The sequence below is a fragment of the Candidatus Poribacteria bacterium genome (assembly GCA_026706025.1).
GTDB lineage: Bacteria > Poribacteria > WGA-4E > WGA-4E > WGA-3G > WGA-3G.
Genome location: JAPOZO010000029.1, coordinates 1 through 21,434, shown reverse-complemented (window position 1 = coordinate 21,434; position 21,434 = coordinate 1). Strand labels below are relative to the sequence as shown.

Sequence of the window (21,434 nt, the reverse complement as noted above, 5' to 3'; positions counted from 1 at the left end):
GAACTGACCGAAAACCTGCCCGAAACATTGTCCCGCAAGACTATAGAGGCTTGCGCAAGGCGGGCAGCCCAGGAGGCCATAACTAAAAAGATGCCAGCAACAGAAGAAGTTCAAGCAATAGAACAGTTAATGGAGAGCCAAGAATTAATTTTGGCACAGCTCAAGAAGGTAATCGTTGGGCAAGAGGAAGTTGTCAATCAGATGTTGATGGCACTTTTTGCTGGGGGGCATTGCCTATTAGAAGGTGTCCCAGGACTCGCCAAAACCCTTATGATTCGGACTTTGGCGCAAATTCTGAACTTGAAATTTAAGCGAATCCAGTTCACACCGGACCTGATGCCTGCCGACATTACCGGCACGGATGTACTCGAAGAAGACCGAACAACCGGACACCGCTCAATTCGGTTTATTCAGGGACCGATTTTCGCGAATATCCTCCTCGCTGATGAGATCAATCGGACACCCCCGAAAACACAAGCCGCACTCTTGGAAGCCATGCAGGAGTATCACGTCACCGCTGGCGGTAATGAATTCCAATTGGAACAACCTTTCTTTGTCCTCGCTACACAGAACCCGATTGAGCAGGAAGGGACATATCCGCTCCCAGAGGCACAGTTGGATAGGTTTATGTTCAAAATCGTTATCGACTACCCCACAGAGACGGAGGAAACAGACATCGTCTCGGCAACAACCGGGGCAGAGATACCTGAACTTGAAACCGCACTCTCTGGGCACGCTATTGTAGCACTTCATAATATTGTGAGGCGTGTACCCGCCGCCGACAACGTCGTGCAATACGCCGTGAAAATCGCGCGTGCGACGCGTCCAAAAGAGGAAGATGCCCCTGATTTTATCCAACAGTGGGTACGCTGGGGCGCGGGACCCCGTGCCGGGCAATACCTCATCTTAGGTGCCAAAGCCCGCGCGATTCTACGTGGACGCTACAACGCCTCTTGTGAAGACGTGAAATCTGTCGCACCTTCGGTGTTACGCCATCGCGTCTTAACCAATTTCCATGCCGAGGCTGAAGGCGTTGACTCCGACACCGTCATCCAACGGCTCCTTGATACAGTAAAAGAACCCGCTGCAAGATTGTAGAACGCATAGGTGTCAATTCAAGAAAGAATTCATCGTAGGTGTTTTGCTTGGGTATTTCCGCGTATTTCTGCGGATTTCCCCTGGGTTGAACGGATGGACACCATACAGACAGTTTCAGTCATCATTCCAGTCCTTAACGAAGAGGATGCCATCGCCAAAGTCATCGCCGATATTCCGCAAACAGGAAACAACGGGGAAATCACTGTCCAAGAAATTATCGTCGTTGACAACGGCTGCACGGACAACACCGCCGCAATCGCCGAACGAAGCGGCGCGCGGGTCGTAACCGAACCGCGGCGCGGATACGGATACGCCTGTCTCGCAGGGATCGCCGCACTTGAGACATCTGCCCCCGATATCGTCGTCTTTCTCGATGGCGACTACAGCGACTATCCAACGGACATGCCGCAACTCCTACAACCCATACTCGAAGGCAGCACCGCACTCGTCATCGGTGCGAGGACACAAGGCGACGCAAAAGATGCCTTATTACCACAAGCACGCTTCGGCAACTGGCTCGCCTGCTTTTTAATACGCCGCTTCTTCGGCGTGCGCTATACAGACTTAGGTCCCTTCCGCGCCATTCGATACCCTGAGCTGCTCGCCTTGAACATGCAAGATAAAACCTTCGGATGGACAGTCGAAATGCAGCTCAAAGCCGCGAAGCACGGAATCGCTGTCTGTGAAGTCCCCGTCCGCTACCGCAAGCGCATCGGCACCTCCAAAATCACTGGTACGTTCACCGGCACCCTCAAAGCAGGCTACAAAATCCTCACTACCCTCATCTACCACCGCTTTTTGGCATAGGATCATACGTGTCAATTTTAGAAAAATAACCGTTCTGTTACCAGCCCCGGTAGGTTCGGTTTGATGAAGTTTAAGAAAATAAATCGGTAATTGACGGGCAATAATGCCCTTCGCATTTGGGTGAGTACACCGCAAAATTGCCCTACTACGAACGGGGTTACTCCCAATTTTAGACTGGACAGACCAAGAGAAAAAATAAATTTGCTTTTACAAATTATATATGTTATCATATATAATCTATACTAAAATTAAGACTAAACACGAGCATCCTATAATAGCGAAAATCTTGGTTCAGACAAACAAAATGTTACACTTTCTACCAATTTTCTTTTCGCAGCAGAACACCAACATTGAAAACGCCTCAGAAACCAGACACCACCTATGTTTACGCATATAAACAAAAAATATGCAATGTTACACTGGTGTAACATTTTAAGGCATCCACATCAACAAAATGAAAACGCAAAAGACATCCAAAATCCGTGAAATCTGTGCAATCAGCGGCTTAGACAAACGGAATGTTACATTTTCCGTGGTAACATTTTTTCACAATGGAAAACTTTAGAAAAAACACCGATAAACCCACACGATGACAGGGCTCTCAACCGAATTTCAAAAGTCACCGAAAAACAAAAAAGTTACCATTTGGTAACTTTTTGAGCTGGAAACCCATCAAATCTTCAACTGAAAATACCACACAGAAACCATTTTACATCCGGCGAATTGATAACCAAAAACCAAAACCTCTATTTTCCTTGATTTATCAGCAATATATTGGTATAATTAAGGACAAAGTAGACTGAAATTTTCAGTGGGCGATCGCAGTCCATAACCCCAAAAATACACACGTTTAACCGGAAACAGACGGGACGATCACAGCATGGCGGTACGAGAAGGAACTTCAGAGAGATTCTGGTGTGTTAAACAGATAGATATCTTCCACGACCTCTCCGAGTCAGACGCAAACGCACTTGAACGGATAACGACCTTCAAACAACTAAAATACGAAGATACCATTACGACTGAAGGTGTTTATCTGCTGAAGGAGGGACGTGTCAAAATCTATGAAACACCGTCTGAAGGCGAACCTGTCACCTTAGAGGTACTGGAACCGGGTGAAATCCTTGGCGCGATCGCATGGGATGATAACGAAGCAAATCGGAACCTCACCGCTGAAACACTTACGGAAGCCGTTATCGGTATCGTTAGCGCGAAAAACTTTCAATTCTTTCTGAAGCGAAAAATGCATTTAGCGATGCCGTTTAAACGTCCACTGTTTCAGCGCATCCAATCGGCTATAGCGGCTATAGGATGCCGTTTGCGGGTTTTTGGTATTGTGAAGTCCAAGTGGACACCTACTAAAAGCACAGATGCTGTTAACCTATTATCCAGAGGTCGGAAATCACAGCAGGGAACGACTAACCCGTTTCTGAACATTGCGTTTCGGAGTCCGGCATCACGGCTCGCGCTGCTATTACAAAACTACGCCAACGCGCCGAAGCAAAATCGTACAACGATCAGACACGGTTCACAATGCACCTTACGCAAACTTTCGACAAAAAAAATATCACAATTAATCGGTTGCTCTGTCGAAAGGACAGAGGCACTCCTAAATCAGTTTAAAGATCACAAAGTCCTTGAGAAACGGTATCGACGCATTCAGATATTAGATCTGTGGCAACTTAAAAAGATTGCCAACGCAAGAATGGTATCGCTACCGCCCCAAACCGTCAAAAACCAAGAGAACACCGAAACTTATGAGCAAAACGAACCCTTACTTGCAGTTCGACCAACAGATGGTCGGTGACATTTACACTTCGCAAGAGGTGATGGACAATCTAACCGTCCTATGCGATGAATACGGTGCCAGGTTCGCCGGAACCCCTGAAGAGTATGCAGCCGCGAACTTCATTGCAGACTGCTTCAAACGATACGGACTCCAGAACGTCAGACTCGAAGATTACCCTTATGCCGGTTGGACGCGTGGCACAGCGACGCTTGAGGTACTGGAACCCATCCGCCGAACACTGCACTGCATCTCGCTCCCTTACTGCCCCGCCGACGACATCACAACCGAATTGATCTCTGCTGGACACGGAAGCCCTCCAGAATATGAGGCACTCGGTAATACTGCTACAAATAACCTTGTCATGGCAAAGAGCTCCTCACCGCCCGACCTCGGAAGATGGGTACATCGCAAAGAGAAATTTGAACGCGCGGTCCTCGCTGGCGCGAGTGGGTTCATTTTCGTCAGTGAACACCCGGGTGTCGGACCCGAAACAGGGAGTCTTCAAAACAATAGACCTGCCCCCATTCCGGGTATCTCCGTTTGCAAAGAGGACGGCGAATTCTTGACACGGCTCTTGGAACGCAAACAAGGGAAAGTAACACTGAAGCTCCAGACCACGGATGTCAACGAACCCCGCACGTCATGGAACGTCGTCGCGGATTTGCCCGGTTCTGAAAACGGGAACGAGATGATAATCGTCGGTTGCCATTACGATGGACACGACATTTCGCAAGGCGCGCACGACCCTGCTTCAGGCATGGTATCCGTCATAGAAGCCGCCCGCGTCCTATCTGCTTATGCCGGTGATTCGCTCAAACGCACTGTCCGATTCATCGCCTTTGGCACAGAGGAAATCGGACTCACAGGCGCGTTTCGCTATGTCGATGCACACGACTCGGAGTTGGATAACATCCGGTTCATGCTGAATATGGATGCCGCCGGTGGAACAAGTCGCAAAGGTATAGTCCTGCACTGCTGGGACGCGCTGGGACCGTTTTTTAACACCGCGCGTGAGCAGATGCACGCCGAAATGCCAGTCGGACAGAAAGTCCATTCTTACTCCGACCACTTTCCATTTTTCCTGAAAGGTGTCCCTTCAAGCCACATAGGCGACCCAGAGGCACTACCGGCTGGTAGGGGTTTCGGTCATACGGCTTATGATACACTGGAAAAGGTAAAACTGGAAAACCTACGCGCCGCCAGCGCAGTCGGAGCAAGGATAGCACTACGATGCGCGAATGCCGACGATTTTCCAGCGAAACGGCGGACACCCGAAGCCGTTCAAGAAATCGTTGACACCGATCCAGGGTTAGAGGGATATCGTATTTCTCTTAAGTTGACACGTTAAGAAGTTCTGTTAGGACTTACGCATTTCCTCTTAAAGTCCCTCTGATAAGGGGGGTTTAGGGGTTAAAAACACCGAAATTACTGTTTTTCGCGCAAGTCTTATTTTATAACAGTATAAATTAGAAACTGTCAATAACCCCAAGCTAAAGCATGGGGCTTGTGCGAAGCGTATGCCAAACGTTCACTCCACAAGTTAAACTATTTTCTACAGTAATATATCGCAGTATCTCGGCGTGGCTGCCGAAACAATGTTTCGGATACTCCCCTCGTCTGATTCACTCTACGATATTGTGATCTGTAAGGGGCAATACACAACCCGTAAGGGAGATTACAAACAATGTTTGTTCCGGTGACAAGTCAAACAGGTCAGAAGTTGATGCCGACGCCTGCTAACAAGGCGGGCATGCTGATTAAGAAAGGCTTAGCTACGCCGTATTGGTCTAATGGGATATTTTGTATTCGGCTGAACTATGCTACCGAAGCCGAATACACACAAGATATAGTCGTCGGTGTAGACCCCGGTAGTCAGAAGGAAGGCTTTACCGTCAAGTCAGAATCTCATACCTATTTGAATGTGCAAGTTGATGCTCATAGCGGTGTCGGTAAGAAAGTTGAAAAACGTCGCGAGTTACGTAGAAGTCGGCGGTCTCGGAAGTGTCCGAACCGAAAAAACAGAACCAACCGTCTTGCCAATAGAGAGCGTATCCCCGCTGGGACACGTGCGAGATGGGATTGGAAACTTCGTATCCTGAATTGGCTTTCAAAGTTGTATCCCGTCACACACGTATGTGTTGAAGATATTAAGGCACGAACAATAGAACATGCTAAGAAGTGGAATACCTCTTTTAGTCCACTTGAAGTCGGTAAACAGTGGTTCTATACCGAAATTCGTAAACGCTGGGCATTGTTAACCTTACAAGGTTGGGAAACGAAAGAGATACGAGACCGGTTAGGGCTGAAGAAATCCTCGAAGAAGTTAGCAGAAACCTTTGATGCCCATTGCGTAGATGCCTGGTGCTTGGCGTATCACACTATTGGGGGTTCAGGCATTCCTGATAACACCGACTTACTCTGTGTCTCGCCGATCCGGATAAAGCGAAGAGCGTTGCATAGGCAACAGGAGTCGAAAGGGGGTGAACGCAGACGGGTGGGAGGCACTGTATTAGGTCAAGGCTTAGTCAAAAACACATTGATTAGGCATGTCAAATACGGATTCACCCGACTTGCTGGCGTTAACGCAAAAGGTTTGTTTTCAATATACAGTATGGAAAACAAACGATTAACGACAGGGGGGAAGCGGTCTGATTTTAGAGTGCTAACACGCCTGAACTTTTACTATAGGAGCGGGCATTCCTCCCCAACCTAAAGGATGGGGTCTCCTGCCCGAAGATTGATGATATATCCATGGCAACACCATAGTCGCATCGCTGGGCTGCTCCTATGCCTGGTCCTTATACTTGTAGGCACGTTTAATAGTGCCTACAGTGCGGAACTCAGCAAAGCATCTACACAAAACGCGGTAACTGCATCGCGGCGGACCGCAATCGTTACGGCAGTCGCGAAAGCCAGTCCTGCAGTCGTCAACATCAGCGCAGTTCGGAACGTTGAGACACAGCCCGCCTTTGAAGACTGGTTCTGGGGTGAAATCCCGTATTCTCGCAGGCGTTCGTTCCAAACAGTCGGTTCAGGGGTCATTGTTGACAAAAAGGGACATATCCTGACGAACCACCACGTCATTGAAGGTGCTGATGCTATCACTGTTATTGCATCCGATGGACGGGAATTTACAGCACAAGTCGTCGGACACGACTATTTTTCAGACCTCGCGCTTTTGGCGGTGGACACAGATTCAAACTTACCGGAGATTCAGTGGGGAGATTCGGAATCCCTTTTGGTAGGGGAATGGGTTGTCGCGATTGGAAATCCATTCGGTTTATCAATAGGGAACGCGCAACCGACCGTTACAGCGGGCATCGTGAGCGCAACGCAACGTTCCCTGATCGTCAACAATCTCTATCATGAAGACCTGATTCAGACAGATGCCTCCATCAATCAAGGTAACAGTGGTGGTGCCTTGGTAAACATATACGGTGAACTCATCGGCATAAACACCTTTATCCGCTCAACGAGTGGCGGTTCACAAGGTGTCGGTTTCGCCATCCCTGTCAACAAGGCGAGAAAAGTCCTTCAACAGATGACCGAATATGGCAGCGTTATCCCGCCTTATCTCGCTGTGGAGGTGCAAACGATAACCGAAGAGTTGGCAGAAAAGTTGTCAATACCGCTGAATACTGGGATTTTGGTGTCAGAAATAGAGAAACAAAGCCCCATTGGCAAGGCGGGCATCAAACGCGGCGATGTCATTCTCCGCATTTCGGAGCATCAGATAAGGGGTGAAGAGGACTTTCAGGCACTTACACGCCTGCTTCCACTCAATCAACCGATAAAATGCGAGTTCAGCCGTCGCGGCAAAAAACGGCAGACGGAATTCACGCTAAAAACACGACAATGGAACTATACGCCCCCCGGATGGGGGATAACATTTGCCCAACCTGACAAGACCATGGCGCGCAAATATCAGATGCCAGGGATTCTTATTACGCACGTTGATAAAGGGAGTGGATTGACGAACGCGCTTAAGCGCGGGGACCTCATCTATCAAATCGACGATACTAAAATTCATTCGCTTGAGGTTTTTAAAATCGTCGATGAAAATATCCGCTCACAATACAGGACACTCCTCTATTTTGAGCGAGACGGTGTCCATGAAGCCATTCCTGTTACTTTTAATAGAAACAATCAGCGGAGATAAGTGTTCTTATAGCCATCAGTTAACAGTTGTCAGTTCTCAGTTAAAAGGTTTGATGTAGCAATTTACTAATTCTTCTCGGAATACTCCAAGTTGAGGTAAATGTTACAGAATGATCATCAGAAGGTAAAACTATGAAATTGCAACTCCCCACACTCATTGCTGTCTGCCTTGCTATTCTCCTTATTGGCAGCATCTACTTTTTCGTCGGAGATAAGTCTGAGTTGGGCATCGCTGTCAATCTCGAAAGTGAAGAGTTCAAACAACTTCGCACGCATGCTACAGATGCCTTTAACGCTGGACGATACCAACAAGCCATTGAACTTTACAGCGAGGCAATAAAGATGCGTCCAGAAAACGCCGAAATCTTTAACGATCTCGGAACCGTATACTACGAACAGGGTATCAAATACGCTGGACCGAATTGGCCCTCATGGGAAAAAGAATTGATAGACGAAACCCCTGACGAAGCGATCGCAGAGCTCAAAGTCGCTATTGATAAAACAACATCTGGCGTAATCATGTTCAAAACCCGCGATGAAGCCGTTGCTGACGCTATCGAAGATGAAGCGAAACAACTCGGCGGCGAGGTGTACAGACAACGCTGGGAAAATGAAATCACGCTTAATACTCTCATCGGAGAGACAAAAACCTATCTGTTGCGAGCCAGGGACCACTATCTCTATGCCTTAGATTTGAAACCGACACATAGTGTTGCCTATCGCAATCTCGGTTCTTTCTTTATGAAGGTCGGTAAAACCGATAGTGCACTCGATTACTACCAAGAAGCATATAAATTGGATCCACGCGATACCGAGTTAGAAGAATATCTGAACCAATTTAGGAAATAACCTCAATTTTCGATGAGATTGGTACTTTTTTTTACTGGAAAATAGAAGTTGTTTCTCCGAATCACAATTCGGAAAAGGAAACAGCGTATGCAGCACAAACTCTGCGCAAATTGTGGGTTCTTGAACCCATCATTCAAATTTTGCGGTGAATGTGGCATGCCGCTCGACGGCACGCCGCGTTCCCCTGAATTCCCAGCAGCAGATACGGTTTCTATTAAACAGACATTACCACACGGGGCAGAACGCCGCCAGTTAACCGTCCTTTTCTGCGATATTGTTGACTCCACCGCATTTACCGAAAAACTCGACCCTGAAGAACTCCGAAACCTCTTAGAGGTATACCGGACATGTATCATGGAGGTGGTTTTAGCACAGAACGGACACATCGCTCGCTACTTCGGGGACGGTGTTCTCGTCTATTTCGGCTATCCAATCGCACACGAAGATGCTGCACATCGCGCTGTCCGAGCTGCGTTAGGTATCGTAGCGGCTATAGAAACCCTGAATCCGCAACTCCACACGACCTTCGGCGTAGAGATTAGCGTTCGGATCAGCCTCGATACCGGGCGCGTCGTCGTCTGGCATATCTCAGGACAGGAAGCACCCGAAGCAATTGACATCGTCGGGAAAACGCCGAATGTCGCCGCAAGGATAGAAAAATTAGCAACACCGAACACCGTTGTGATTGGTGATACGACGCATCAATTGGTCGAAGGCTTTTTTAAGTGTGAGGCACTCGGAGCATCTGTACTCCGCGGTATTTCGCAGCCCGTGAACATCTATCAAGTGTCGGGTGAAATCCCTGCACAAAGCCGACTGGATATCGCCAGTGAAAGCGGATTGACACCTCTTATCGGACGGGAGCGGGAGGTGGAACACCTCAAACAAGGTTGGGCGCAAGCACTGGCAGCCAACGGACAAGCACTCCTTATAGAAGGGGAAGCCGGTATCGGGAAATCGAGATGCGTGCAGCTGATTCAAGAGCATGTTGAGAGCCACCCAGATGCAGTTACTTTAGAAAATAGATGCTCACCCTATTACCAGAATAGTCCACTGTATCCTATCCTCTCGTTGTTTCAAGAACATGTTGTACAGTTTACAAGCACAGACACTGCCCAGATAAGGCTCGAAAAACTTGAAAATTTGCTCCGTGACTATAACGTCCCAACTGTCGGGCAAGATACAGAAGCGCAAGCACATACCCCAGAAACACTCCCACTCCTTGCTGAATTATTGGATATACCTTTCGAGATACAACGGCGAACGGAAACCGGCACCAGTGCTCGCTTGTATGGTAGACCTGTCAAACAGGATACATATCCATCCGAATGGCGGCGAAGCCAGCGACGGCAACAGACGTTGGAAGTCCTCGTCCAAGTGTTGCTGAAGATGTCAGAACAGAAACCGATACTCTTTGTCGTGGAAGACCTCCACTGGATCGATCCGTCCAGTATAGAATTTCTCACACTCTTAATCGAAAAGATCGAAAACGCCAGAATTTTCACAATCTTGTCCTGGCGATCCGACACACACCCCTCAATGGTATACAAAAGTCGGCACAACGTACAATCTAATGAAGATGGGAACTCACAGGCTGTTCCCGATGGAAACGTTACAAATTCTGCCATAGATAGAGAAATTCTGGAGAAACTCCTGCGACCGGCATGGGCGAATACACTGCAGTTGGAGGCACTCACACCTCCCGAAGTCGAAACAATGATTCAACACGTTGCAGGCGACACACAACTGCCACCAAACCTTTTCACGCAAATTGTCGAAATGACTGAAGGGGTCCCTCTGTTTGTTGAGGAGCTCACCCAGATGATGCTGTCTGAAGTGCCCGATCCCGATGATCGGGCGACTTCAGAAGAAGGCGACGCATTGGCACTTTCTTCTGACGCATTGGATGCAACGCGTTCACAGCCCCAAACAATGCAGGTGCCTGTAACACTACAAGATTTGTTGACAGCGCGTCTCGACGAACTCGGGACCGCGAAGGAGATCATCCAACTCGGGGCAACGCTCGGTAGAGAGTGGACCGCGGAGTTGCTGCATAAAATCGCATCAGGCGTTGATCTCGGAAATAATATCTTCACCGATTTCGCATCCTTAAAAGATGAATTGGATAAATTAGTAAACGCATTCATTCTCAATCGCAATGAGATGCCTGACAACCGGTTCCGCTATACCTTTAGGCATCCGCTTCTGCGTGAAACCGCTTATCAATCGCTGCTAAAAAGCAAACGCCAGCAGTATCATCAACAGATTGCAGAGGTGCTGGAAAGCGCAGATGGCTTCCAACCGGAACTCGTCGCGTATCATTACACCGAAGCCGGGCTTCCCGAAAAAGCCGTTGATTATTGGCACAGCGCGGCACACCGTGCCTTAGAACGCTCCGCAAACGTAGAAGGTGTCCGTCACATCATGCAAGGCCTCGCGGCACTTGAAACACTCTCAACGAAAATTAATACACCGGAACTCCAGGAAGCCGTCGAACGGCGTGAATTGGAGCTGCAAACGACACTCGGTACCGCACTGATCGCGACCAAAGGATATGCTTCACCGGAGGTGGAAGTCGCCTATACACGCGCACGCGAGCTGCTCGAAACACTTGAAAAAAGGGAGGAAGCCGCTTTAGTAGATGGATCCGATGTCTTGCTTGATCGTGTAAAAGATCTCCGATTCCCAGTGTTATTCGGGTTGTGGCTCTCTCATCTCGTCCGCGGACGACTCCGTTCCGCCCGTGAACTCGGTGAAGCCTGTGTTGCCATTGCCAAACAAACAGAAAGCCAAGCGTTTGAAGTCGAGGCACGTCGCGCCCTCGGTGCGACACTCTACTATTTGAGCGAATTCAACAGTGCCTTGGCACAGTTGGAGGCAGGAATTGAACGCTATCAGCCGCAGCAACATCCGGTCCCGGCATTTCTCCACTATGCGGCAGAACCCGGAATGACGCTCCTCGCTTATTCCGCGCCACTCTTATGGTGCATCGGCTATCCGACCCAGGCCGAAAAACGGATTAATCAGGCTGTGATCATCGGAAAGGATACGAACCATCCCTTTAGCGAGGCAGTATCACTCCATTTTAAAACCGTGCTTTATCAGTACCGAGGTGAAGCGGAGAAAGTAATGACCTCAGCAACGCAGATGCTACAGATATGTCAAGCGCACGGATTTTCCGCATGGGAAGCCGCAGCAATGGTACTGAAGGGTTGGGCATTCGTAGCGCAGAACTGTCCTGAAGAAGGCATCGCGATGATTCGTGAAGGCATCGACGCTTGGAAAGAGACAAGAGGTGAACTACTGATGCCTCTCTTTCTCGCACTGCTCGCACAAGCGTACCAACGCGCAGGACAATATAGTTTAGCCTTACAGACACTTGATGCTGCATTGCGTGTCATTACACGTACAGGAGAACGCACCTATGCTGCAGAACTCGCTCGACAGAAGGGTGAACTCTGTCTCATCCTCGCTCAAGAAACTGGAAATAACCGACCAACTGTTGCACAAGCGGAATCCTATTTTCAGGAAGCATTAGTGATAGCACGGCAACAAAACGCAAAATCATGGGAACTCCGAGCCGCGATCAGTTTAAGCGAATTATGGCACACGCAAAATCGTGGTGAAGACGCATATAATCTACTTAAACCGATATATACGTGGTTTTCAGAAGGTTTGGATACACATGACCTTGTACGTGCCGAAAACCTCTTAAAACAGTTAGAAATTTTCGCAACGACTTCTGAATAAATAGTTATCAGTTTTCAGTACGGTTTTCTGCGAAAACCTTTCAGTTTGCTTCGCAGTGAGAAAAAGAGGAAACCTTAGAACTATCAAAAACCTCCTTTACTGTTCATCGGTCATCAGTTATCAGTTACAAGAGTCCTCTTAACTGAGTACTGAAAACTGACAACTATTAAGAGGATATAAATATGAGACTTGGCGTTGTTGGACTCTGTGGCGACTTCCGCACACTTACATCAGATGAAATCGCAAATATCAAGGCTTTGGAATTTACTGGATTAAGCTTCCATTTCCGCAGCGCAGAAATCCCGTCTGTACCACCAGACGCTTGTACCCGCTGTGTGCAAATGTTAGAAGCAGCAAAACTCGACCTTGTGCAATTCGGCATAACTTACGACGAATGCCTCTTTCATCCAGACACCGCTGTCCGAGAAGCCGCTATTGAAAGCGTCCAACGCGGTATGGCAACCGCTGTCTCTCTTGGTGCACACCACTACCTTTTCCGTCCTGGTAGTCTTAATCCCGATGGCGCGTGGACATCTCACCGAGATAACCACCTCCCAGAATCAATGGAACGGTTGATCGAGACCTTGAAACCGATTGCGGAACATGCCGAACAACATGAACTGACGCTTGTTATGGAAACACATGCAGTTTCCATTATGGGTTCACCGGAAATCTGTCGCGATATCGTAGAGCGGGTCGGTTCCGATCGACTTCGCATCGTCATGGATTTTGTTAACCACTTTCAAACACTCCTACAGGTTTATGATAGTGAAGACCGTCTGAACCACATTTTTGACGTAATGGGTCCCGTCGCACCTATGGCGCATATTAAAGACATCAGCGTTCAGAACGGTTTGGTCCTCCACCTCAATGAGGAGGTCCCCGGCGAAGGTGAATTGGCACTCGGTGTAGCACTCAAACGTTTCGATGCACTCTATCCGGACGGCTACGGATTGATAGAACATCTCCCCGCGGAGAAGATTCCGCTCGCGAATAGCAATGTTCGACGAATCGCCGCCGAGAACGGCGTTAATATCTACTAATCTCACCTCGGAAAGGTGGATTCCTTAACTCCGTAAAGCTTAAATCATTCTACGTTTTTCTTGATATTTCTATTTTAAATGTGGTATACTTTTCTTATCTTAAGACTTAGCGAGGACTAACCACCTATCTGCGAAAACGGATGAATTAGGAATTTAGCGTCTATATTTCTATAGAAACGTCCAGATTCAAAGGAACAGGATTGACCCATGCTTAAAAACGTAAGGATCGCACATCTTTTAGGACACCTCTTTCGACCCTATATGCTGGCGGCTACTTTTCTCTCGCTTACGTTTTTGTCTGTAGCGTTTGGGCAGGATGATACGATTACCGACACGGTCACAGAAGGGGCACGCAGTATCTGGCCACAAGCGCGGGTCTACGCGGTCGTGGTCGTAATTCTCTTCCTCTTCAGTGGGATATTCTATCTGATAAGGCTCTTTCAGAAGGATAAACTTCTCAAGACACTCCTTAACAAATATGTTGTTTTTCAGATGAAGGACGGCAGACGTTACCGAGGCACAATGCGGCTTGAGATCACAGGGATGGAAATCATCTCTGAGGAATCCCGTCAGCGCGGGCATGCCCCAAGTTATATCTTCAAGACACAAGAACGTGAAGATCAAATTGTCGCATACATCCGCTACCACGATACGATGAACGAGCGAGAATTACGGGAACGCGCCTGGGAACTGGAGCGGGTCTACCACTCACCATTTATCTACAAAATGCGGCGGAAAATCCGAAATATGTTCGTCGCCCTCAGAGAGGCCTCATCGAACGCTATCAGCATGCTGTCTCAAAGCGTTAAGAAAAGTGTTGGTGGACAATTTGAACGGTACAACGAAGCGTATCAAGAAGCACTCGGAGGAAAAGGAGATATAACAGGACTCAATCAGCTGGACGAATCCACCGAATATTTGGAGAAGCAGGAGACCTATGAGCGTCTAATTGAGCGTTTGGTCGGTACCCGTATTAAAGTCCGTGTCCAGTTTCGCTCCGGCGAAGAGAACCACAGGGGTGAATACACCGCTATCCTCAAAGACTACAATGAAAAACATATAACATTGATGGATGTGAAAGATAATGACAACAACGGTTACAGAGACCAATGGGGCTATGAACTTGAGTATAAGCACAACTTAGATGCGCTGAACCGCCGCGATGACCGTGGCTTGCGCTGTCGCGCCGAAGGCGACGACGAAAACGGATATTTTCTTGTTTTTGAAAACAATACGCCTTATCAGATCCGACTTGGGAAAATCGAGTTTTTTGACGGTCCACCCCCATGGGGATGGGACGCTGAATTTAAAAAATATATGATCAACGCCTTCAGTGTTCAGAAACTCCCAGTCCAACCCGTTGCCAAACATAATGTCGGTCCATTTGTGCGTATTGCGAAGCCTGAGCGGCTTACGCCAAGAAATTATAAAAAGTTTAGAATCAACTTTTGCTCCTTCCGAGATGCCGATATAATTTTCCCACGCACATGCTGCACTATCGTCGAAAGCGCGGAGAAATATCAACCCGAGCTCTTCAGTCTAACTGGTTTGACCGACACAATTCTCGATATGAGCGATACTGAAGACATCGCTATCGCTGACAAGGATGGTCATCCTATCCACGGTGTTAACGTCGTTCACGGATATGTAACGAACGTCAACGAAGAACGTATCGACTTGAAGACGATTGATATCAGCTACAGCCGACGATGGGATGTTGAAAACGCCTTCCGCCGTTTCGATAACAAATTCCGACGTGGATTTCCCATCCATAAAAGGCTTCTGCCGATAAACCGCACCAAGATTACAGCGCATGCCTCTATCGTTGAGCAGATACACAACAACCCCGTTCGGCACGAGGCGTTGGCACCGCTCGTTTACCCGCAAGCACGCAGTCTAAACACCGCAGAACAGCGCGCACGCCGCCGAAAATTGATACGTAACCGCATTGTCGGAAACATAAATGCTACCTTCAATACCAAATTTTGGAAACCGAACGATGGGGTTCCCAAGACACCCGGTGTCACACGCTCAGAAGTCCAGATGGCAATGCCAGTCAGGCTTATGGCATTCACTGGTAATACATCTAAAGTCGAATTCCCGGTCCTGGAACGTTTTGAATACATTCAGGATCATCACATGATTTACAGGGAAACTCAAAATCTGCGAACCGATCGACTCCCGAAAACCGATATTTTGTGGATCGGCAACGGCGAAATTTACAAATCCGGCTACCGACTGAACATTGATGCTGAACATCGGATTAAAAATTTCGTCAGCCAAGGTGGGGTCGCCATCGTCTCTGGACAAGATGTCAAAACCAGCACCAAACAGCGCCGCGGAACTGGATGGATACCGGAACCGCTTACCGGCATTGCATGTGACGAAACTTACGAGTTATTTCCCACATTGCGAGGGAAACGTTCACGCATCTTCCAAAATCCGAATCCGCTAAATGGAAACCATCGTACGGATCCAGAGGCAATGGAGCAGCCCCTTATTCGACTCGATGATATGTGGCTCGATCCACTCGGGAAATGGACATCTCTCGCTAAAACCAACATCGCTGCAGCCGGACTCCCAAGCGACGGATTTGAAAACGCATCCGCGCTGCTCCTGCTCCCCTTCCAGAAGGGCTTATATATCGTTACTAGCTTGAAGAATGAGACAGAAGAGGACGTACGCATCAACGATAAAATCATGGAAAATCTGCTCCATTTTTCTGTCAAATGGTTGGACAAACAACGTTCCCAGCACAAGTTACAGAGCTCTACAAGATAATAATTAAAGATCCGATAACAGGACCTCCGTCAGTTTCTCAACGCCTTCGGTGATAACCAGCGCAACCTCAAGCACAAATATCGGAAGTTCCCAGTCTACCACAAACGGTTCCAGTTTGCCCTCGTCCTTTTGTGTTGTGACAATCATATCCGCTTGCGCAGCTTGAAATGCCCTGTCCATTTGTCCTAAATCTGCCTCGGTATAGACGTGATGATCAGGAAATGCCAATAATTTCACATTTTCTGGAGAACACCGCATGAGTGTTGTGACAAGCGCGTCTGGATTTCCGATTCCACAGACTGCAAGGATCCGTTTCCCCTCAAGTGCTTTCGCAGTATCAAGGATATTAGTTTTCTTCCTGCTTTTATTGCCTGCCAACGGATAGAGATAGACCGGCTGATGGACACTCTCCAGAATCAGCGCATTCGGTGTGAATCGCTTCACTATCTCTTTAGCGTGTAGCGATATGTTAGCGGCCTCTGTCCGTGTCAACAAGATGATGTCTGCACGTTGGAGAGCGGTAGGTGGCTCACGTAAGGTCCCTGCGGGCAGCAATTTCACCGAGTCTCCAAAAGGACGTTCTGTGCGGACCGTGAGAATATCAATATCACGCGCAAGCTGCCGGTGTTGGAATCCGTCATCCAAAAGTAGGACATCTACCTCAAAACATTCAAGGGCGACCCGTCCTGCCTGATAGCGTTGACTGCTTACAACAATCGGAATACCGCTGAGATGCGTCGCCATCATGTATGCTTCATCGCCGCTCTCTCCTAAGGAAGCACACACCCTTTTACCATCCGAGACAATTGTTACCTTTTCACGAGATTGGCGTTTATACCCGCGCAGCAGAATAGCGACACGCTTCCCTTGTTTTTGTAGATGGCTTGCAATAGTGATAACAGCAGGTGTTTTTCCCGTTCCACCGACAACAATATTACCAACACTGATGACGCGACACGGCAACGTACGCGCCTTAAACAGACCCAGTGTATAAAGTCGATTCCGGATCCAAACACTTGCACCATAGAGCCAACTGAGCGGAATCAACAAAAAGCGCAATGGGGTGGCGAGAAGTTTCTGTTGTAGTGAGGCAAGATCGCGAGAAGGTATGCGTCTCATAGTGCATAAAGTTTGCCAGTAGGGGTTGGGTAACCCAACCCCTACGTTGCGAAGTCTGTAAAGTCGAAAGGAGATTTTCTAACAACTTTAGGCACTTTACAGACTTTCTGCAGCATCTAACACCAATTCAGCAGTGCGTTCAGCGGCACCAACCGTGCCGAGTTGCGCATAAACTGCTTGAAGTGCCTCGCGTTGTTCTTCTCGTTTCTGTGGATGCTTTAGAAAATCGAGTGCCAACGTCGTCAAAGCAGTCGGTGTCAGTTCCGTCTGTAGCAGTTCCGGGACAATGTCACGCCCGGCAATAAGGTTAGGAAGTCCGCTTCGCTCTAAGGGTGTCAACGCCTTGACAATGTGCCAGTTAACCGATGCAGTCCGAAAGAGGATAATCATCGGTGTCCCGAGGCATGCTGCTTCAAGCGTTGCCGTGCCGGAAGTAACCAACAGCAAGGTTGATGCCCGCATCGCTGGATAGGTCTGGTGCTCTACAATTTTAAGGGATGGGATTCGAGTGTTCAAGAGTTCATGCTGACACTTTGCAATAAGATCACGTGAAATTCCGGGGGCTAACGGGAGTATCCATTGGGCATCTGGGTAGGCCTGAGCAATGTTCGCAGCGGCTTTTAGCATCACCGGCAAAATATGACGGATCTCAGAACGGCGGCTCCCCGGCATCAACCCGATAACAGGCGCGTTCTGCGCGCTTTCTGTTTCACATAAGTCAAGATGTTCGCGTGCCTCTTGTGGACTCAGGGCGGTTCGCGCAAAATCAACGAGCGGATGTCCTACGAATTCTGCGTTGGCACCGGCATCTCGGTAAAATTCTGCCTCAAAAGGGAAGATTGCTGCGACAACATCTGCCCATTTAGCCAGTTTCTTTGCTCGACCAGCACGCCACGCCCACGCTTTCGGCGGAATGTAATAGACAACTGATACACCCTGCCGCTGCGCGAATTTCGCTAACGGCATGTTAAACTCAGCAAAATCCACAAGGAGAAGCACATCCGGGTGTTCTTCACGGATACGTTGTTTCAGATACGCCTGTTTCCGAAGGAACATTGGTAGGACTCTGACAACATCGGCAAACCCCATGACAGCGGAATCTCGGATGTGAAGATCAAGTTTCACTGAGGCCGCTTCCATCTGGTCGCCACCCATGCCGAAGAGTGTTATATCGGGACAGAGTGCCTTGAGTTGCCGAGCAACATGAGAAGCGTGCAGGTCACCAGACGGTTCCCCAGCGACAATCATAACTTTCGGAGTCATAGTTTTCAGAGGAATGGTTGTCGGTTTTCGGTTAAGACATTGTGTCGGGGACGTTTCCTGTTCCTGCCACAACTCTCACTGCAAGGCACTCTTTAACCGATAACTGATAACCGAAAGATTTTTTGAAAAAAAATCGTACTGATAACCATTCACGGCATCATCCCCGGCACCTTCAGTCCATCGGTTTCATCAAAACCGAACATCAGATTGAGATTCTGCACTACAGCACCCGCAGCACCTTTACCGAGGTTATCAATCGCTGCCATCGCGACGACGCGGCGGGTCCGCGTATCGACTTCAAGCCCAACATCACAATAATTACTGCCGAGCACCGCCTTTGTCTCCGGATATGCTCCGGAAGGAAGCACCCGAACAAACGGCTCGTTCTCGTAAAAGCCTGAATACATGCCGAGGACTTCTTCAGTGGACATCTCCTCGGTGAGCCGCATATAAACAGTGCTGAGAATACCCCGCGTCATTGGAACAAGGTGTGGGGTGAATGTCACACGAACCGGGGTTTCCGATGCAACAGCACTTAATTCCTGTTCAATTTCCGGTGTATGCCGATGCGAACCGATATTATAGGCAACAACGTTAGACTCTCGATTTGGGTAATGTGTATTTTCACGCGGTTTCGGACCAGCACCCGAAATGCCGGATTTGGAATCAACAATAATGGAGTCCAATTCCACAACACCTTGCGCGACTAACGGCATCGCCGCAAGTATGGCACTCGTCGGATAACACCCCGGATTTGCTACAAGTTGGGCATCCCGAATCTTGGCACGATACCGCTCCGGCAACCCATACACCGCTTGCGGCATGAGTTCCGCGCTTGTATGTTCGGTGTGATACCACGCTTCGTAAGTCTCAGCATCCTCAAGTCGATAGTCTGCACTGAAATCCACAACGCGCAGCCCTTGTGCCAGAATTTGTGGCACAAACGCCATCGCCACTTTGTGCGGAACCGCGAGAACAACGACATCCACCCTCTCTTTGAGGGAGTCAAGGTCTAACGGTTCAAATGCGGACGAGAGAAACCCGCGGAGGTTTGGGAGGACACTATCAATACACTGACCGGCGTAGGTTTCAGAAGTGCAGAGTGCGACCTGTAACCCTCCAGAGTGGTTAGCGAGAAAGCGTAACAATTCACTACCGCTATATCCTGAGGCACCAACAATCCCAACTTTTATCATATTTTTAATTTACCTTGCGGAGGAACGACATGCGTCCTATCTATCACGTGCCTTTCTTAAACCCGCCCTCCACTACGTTACTGGCTTACGTTTTTGCTTATGCCTTACTGCAGAAAACCAACCGCCACGTACCAATCGTTATAGATTATGCAAGGAATTGTAGCACATTTCGAGTGGAATGTCAAATTATGATAGAGACATGCCATTGAACGCACGCTATTCAAGAAATAAATTGACAGACCACCGTATACACGTTAAAATATGACATACCTCGGCTTGCAAACTACGCCGGAAAATCTAAAAGGAGACCACTATGAAGTTGGCAAGATATGAATTAAATGGCGCAATTGGTTACGGCACTGTTTCAGGAGAAAATCTGAACGTACTATCGGGATGCCCGTTTGGTGAATATAGCGAAACAGGCGATACTGTAGCATTAGCGGATGTCAAACTCCTCGCACCGACAACACCGACAAAGGTGTTAGCTGTCGGCTTGAATTACCGGAGCCACTTAGACGGTGCTCCGGAACCGACAAACCCCGAAATCTTCATCAAAACGCCTTCTTGTATTAATGACCCGGGGGGCAATATCGAATTACCGGACGGCGATGATGACGTACACGCCGAAGGCGAACTCGTCGTCATTATAAAGAAACAGACACGAAAGGCGACACCAGAAGAAGCAGCCGCCAACATCTTAGGCGTGACATGCGGCAACGATGTTAGCGCACGGACATGGCAAAGCAACGACTTGCAGTGGTGGCGCGCCAAAGCATCGGATACCTTCGGCCCCATAGGTCCTGTCATCGCTACGGATGTTGACTATACGGACGCGCAATTGGAGACCCGTATCAACGGCGAAGTCGTTCAGAAACAGACAACCGCAGACCTTATTTTCCCTGTAACAACCATTGTCAGTTTCATCTCACAGGCGATAACCCTTGAACCGGGAGATGCAATCTTTACTGGCACACCCGGGACAACCACGGCGTTGAAAGCCGGTGATGTCGTTGAAATTGAGATTGAAGGTATCGGCGTTCTGAAAAACAGTGTTGTCGGACAGTAATCCTTTTGTAGGTTCGCTTTCCAATTTCTCTGTTGGCATTATGATGACAAAATTGTTTAGCAGCTCAGTATTATTATTCTTGATAGGCTTTCTCGCTGTTTCAATGTTCGCTGGCTGCGGCGGCGATGATGAAACAGTTACAGATGAACCTGTCCCAGTTAACTTCGTCAGTGCATCCCCGTCCGGTGGTCAGATTACCACGAATGCGACTATTACGGTTACTTTCGACAACGCACCCGGTGATATCATGGTAAATCCTGGCACTGCCAAGATCACAGGCAAAACTGCGGCTATCACGGGACCCTTCAAACTTGGTCAACTCGTATTGACGATCACTTGGGCTGATGGCACCCAAGCACTGAGCTATAAAGTTACCGCGCCGGACTGACCCGACGATCCGCGTGTCACGGGTGGCACTATTATAGACGGTGACAAGGATGTTGATCCGGTAGCTATCAATAGCGAGGGAATAATCGAGATCACTTTCAATGAAGAGGTAACCGGAAACATCGCAC

General features: G+C 48.5%; 15 protein-coding genes. 12 read left to right on the top strand and 3 right to left on the bottom strand.

The window, feature by feature from the left end; genetic code table 11:
* Nucleotides 1–90: 90 nt before the first annotated feature.
* The 10 genes from OXH00_06290 to OXH00_06245 all read left to right on the top strand — a co-directional run bounded on the left by OXH00_06290 (nucleotide 91) and on the right by OXH00_06245 (nucleotide 16,275).
* The gene (locus OXH00_06290) at nucleotides 91–1,098 is read left to right on the top strand and encodes a MoxR family ATPase (GenBank protein MCY3740608.1); all 1,008 of its coding nucleotides are present in this window, start codon (nucleotides 91–93) and stop codon (nucleotides 1,096–1,098) included.
* 93 nt (nucleotides 1,099–1,191) lie between these two features.
* Entirely contained in the window at nucleotides 1,192–1,905 is a 714-nt protein-coding gene (locus tag OXH00_06285; GenBank protein MCY3740607.1) for a glycosyltransferase family 2 protein, read from the top strand.
* Between the two features lie 880 nt (nucleotides 1,906–2,785).
* Nucleotides 2,786–3,712, top strand: a complete 927-nt coding sequence (locus OXH00_06280) for a Crp/Fnr family transcriptional regulator (GenBank protein ID MCY3740606.1) — start codon at nucleotides 2,786–2,788, stop codon at nucleotides 3,710–3,712.
* The gene (locus OXH00_06275) at nucleotides 3,663–5,042 is read left to right on the top strand and encodes a M28 family peptidase (GenBank protein ID MCY3740605.1); all 1,380 of its coding nucleotides are present in this window, start codon (nucleotides 3,663–3,665) and stop codon (nucleotides 5,040–5,042) included. The genes OXH00_06280 and OXH00_06275 overlap by 50 nt, the downstream gene beginning before the upstream one ends.
* Before the next feature lie 336 nt (nucleotides 5,043–5,378).
* Nucleotides 5,379–6,407, top strand: a complete 1,029-nt coding sequence (locus tag OXH00_06270) for an RRXRR domain-containing protein (GenBank protein ID MCY3740604.1) — start codon at nucleotides 5,379–5,381, stop codon at nucleotides 6,405–6,407.
* 27 nt (nucleotides 6,408–6,434) lie between these two features.
* Nucleotides 6,435–7,853 (top strand): trypsin-like peptidase domain-containing protein, encoded by a 1,419-nt coding sequence (locus OXH00_06265; GenBank protein ID MCY3740603.1) that lies wholly within the window; start codon nucleotides 6,435–6,437, stop codon nucleotides 7,851–7,853.
* A gap of 131 nt (nucleotides 7,854–7,984) precedes the next feature.
* The gene (locus OXH00_06260; GenBank protein MCY3740602.1) at nucleotides 7,985–8,701 is read left to right on the top strand and encodes a tetratricopeptide repeat protein; all 717 of its coding nucleotides are present in this window, start codon (nucleotides 7,985–7,987) and stop codon (nucleotides 8,699–8,701) included.
* Nucleotides 8,702–8,788: 87 nt separating this feature from the next.
* Entirely contained in the window at nucleotides 8,789–12,451 is a 3,663-nt protein-coding gene (locus OXH00_06255) for an AAA family ATPase (protein ID MCY3740601.1), read from the top strand.
* A 182-nt stretch (nucleotides 12,452–12,633) separates the two neighbouring features.
* Entirely contained in the window at nucleotides 12,634–13,494 is an 861-nt protein-coding gene (locus tag OXH00_06250) for a sugar phosphate isomerase/epimerase (GenBank protein ID MCY3740600.1), read from the top strand.
* A gap of 207 nt (nucleotides 13,495–13,701) precedes the next feature.
* Nucleotides 13,702–16,275, top strand: a complete 2,574-nt coding sequence (locus OXH00_06245; GenBank protein ID MCY3740599.1) for a transposase — start codon at nucleotides 13,702–13,704, stop codon at nucleotides 16,273–16,275.
* Between the two features lie 3 nt (nucleotides 16,276–16,278).
* Here OXH00_06245 and lpxK read toward each other — a convergent pair whose 3' ends face one another.
* From lpxK to argC, 3 genes are all read right to left on the bottom strand, one after another.
* Nucleotides 16,279–17,394: a tetraacyldisaccharide 4'-kinase gene (lpxK, locus tag OXH00_06240; protein MCY3740598.1), complete on the bottom strand. Its 1,116-nt coding sequence runs from the start codon at nucleotides 17,392–17,394 to the stop codon at nucleotides 16,279–16,281.
* Between the two features lie 96 nt (nucleotides 17,395–17,490).
* Nucleotides 17,491–18,657 carry a lipid-A-disaccharide synthase gene (lpxB, locus tag OXH00_06235; protein MCY3740597.1) on the bottom strand — a complete coding sequence of 389 codons (1,167 nt, stop codon included), beginning with the start codon at nucleotides 18,655–18,657 and terminating at the stop codon, nucleotides 17,491–17,493.
* 149 nt (nucleotides 18,658–18,806) lie between these two features.
* Nucleotides 18,807–19,853 carry an N-acetyl-gamma-glutamyl-phosphate reductase gene (gene argC, locus OXH00_06230; GenBank protein MCY3740596.1) on the bottom strand — a complete coding sequence of 349 codons (1,047 nt, stop codon included), beginning with the start codon at nucleotides 19,851–19,853 and terminating at the stop codon, nucleotides 18,807–18,809.
* Between the two features lie 313 nt (nucleotides 19,854–20,166).
* On the opposite strand from argC, the gene OXH00_06225 reads away from it, so the two are divergent.
* A complete protein-coding gene (locus OXH00_06225) occupies nucleotides 20,167–20,919 on the top strand; it encodes a fumarylacetoacetate hydrolase family protein (GenBank protein ID MCY3740595.1) in 753 nt (250 codons plus the stop codon).
* A gap of 40 nt (nucleotides 20,920–20,959) precedes the next feature.
* The gene (locus OXH00_06220; GenBank protein MCY3740594.1) at nucleotides 20,960–21,307 is read left to right on the top strand and encodes a hypothetical protein; all 348 of its coding nucleotides are present in this window, start codon (nucleotides 20,960–20,962) and stop codon (nucleotides 21,305–21,307) included.
* Nucleotides 21,308–21,434 lie beyond the last annotated feature (127 nt).

What these genes read in the sequence shown, in the direction of transcription:
- OXH00_06290 (MCY3740608.1), top strand. Translation starts at nt 91, where the DNA reads ATGCCAGCAACAGAAGAAGTTCAAGCAATAGAACAGTTAATGGAGAGC.
- OXH00_06285 (MCY3740607.1), top strand. Translation starts at nt 1,192, where the DNA reads ATGGACACCATACAGACAGTTTCAGTCATCATTCCAGTCCTTAACGAA.
- OXH00_06280 (MCY3740606.1), top strand. Translation starts at nt 2,786, where the DNA reads ATGGCGGTACGAGAAGGAACTTCAGAGAGATTCTGGTGTGTTAAACAG.
- OXH00_06275 (MCY3740605.1), top strand. Translation starts at nt 3,663, where the DNA reads ATGAGCAAAACGAACCCTTACTTGCAGTTCGACCAACAGATGGTCGGT.
- OXH00_06270 (MCY3740604.1), top strand. Translation starts at nt 5,379, where the DNA reads ATGTTTGTTCCGGTGACAAGTCAAACAGGTCAGAAGTTGATGCCGACG.
- OXH00_06265 (MCY3740603.1), top strand. Translation starts at nt 6,435, where the DNA reads ATGATATATCCATGGCAACACCATAGTCGCATCGCTGGGCTGCTCCTA.
- OXH00_06260 (MCY3740602.1), top strand. Translation starts at nt 7,985, where the DNA reads ATGAAATTGCAACTCCCCACACTCATTGCTGTCTGCCTTGCTATTCTC.
- OXH00_06255 (MCY3740601.1), top strand. Translation starts at nt 8,789, where the DNA reads ATGCAGCACAAACTCTGCGCAAATTGTGGGTTCTTGAACCCATCATTC.
- OXH00_06250 (MCY3740600.1), top strand. Translation starts at nt 12,634, where the DNA reads ATGAGACTTGGCGTTGTTGGACTCTGTGGCGACTTCCGCACACTTACA.
- OXH00_06245 (MCY3740599.1), top strand. Translation starts at nt 13,702, where the DNA reads ATGCTTAAAAACGTAAGGATCGCACATCTTTTAGGACACCTCTTTCGA.
- lpxK (MCY3740598.1), bottom strand. Translation starts at nt 17,394, where the DNA reads ATGAGACGCATACCTTCTCGCGATCTTGCCTCACTACAACAGAAACTT.
- lpxB (MCY3740597.1), bottom strand. Translation starts at nt 18,657, where the DNA reads ATGACTCCGAAAGTTATGATTGTCGCTGGGGAACCGTCTGGTGACCTG.
- argC (MCY3740596.1), bottom strand. Translation starts at nt 19,853, where the DNA reads ATGATAAAAGTTGGGATTGTTGGTGCCTCAGGATATAGCGGTAGTGAA.
- OXH00_06225 (MCY3740595.1), top strand. Translation starts at nt 20,167, where the DNA reads ATGAAGTTGGCAAGATATGAATTAAATGGCGCAATTGGTTACGGCACT.
- OXH00_06220 (MCY3740594.1), top strand. Translation starts at nt 20,960, where the DNA reads ATGATGACAAAATTGTTTAGCAGCTCAGTATTATTATTCTTGATAGGC.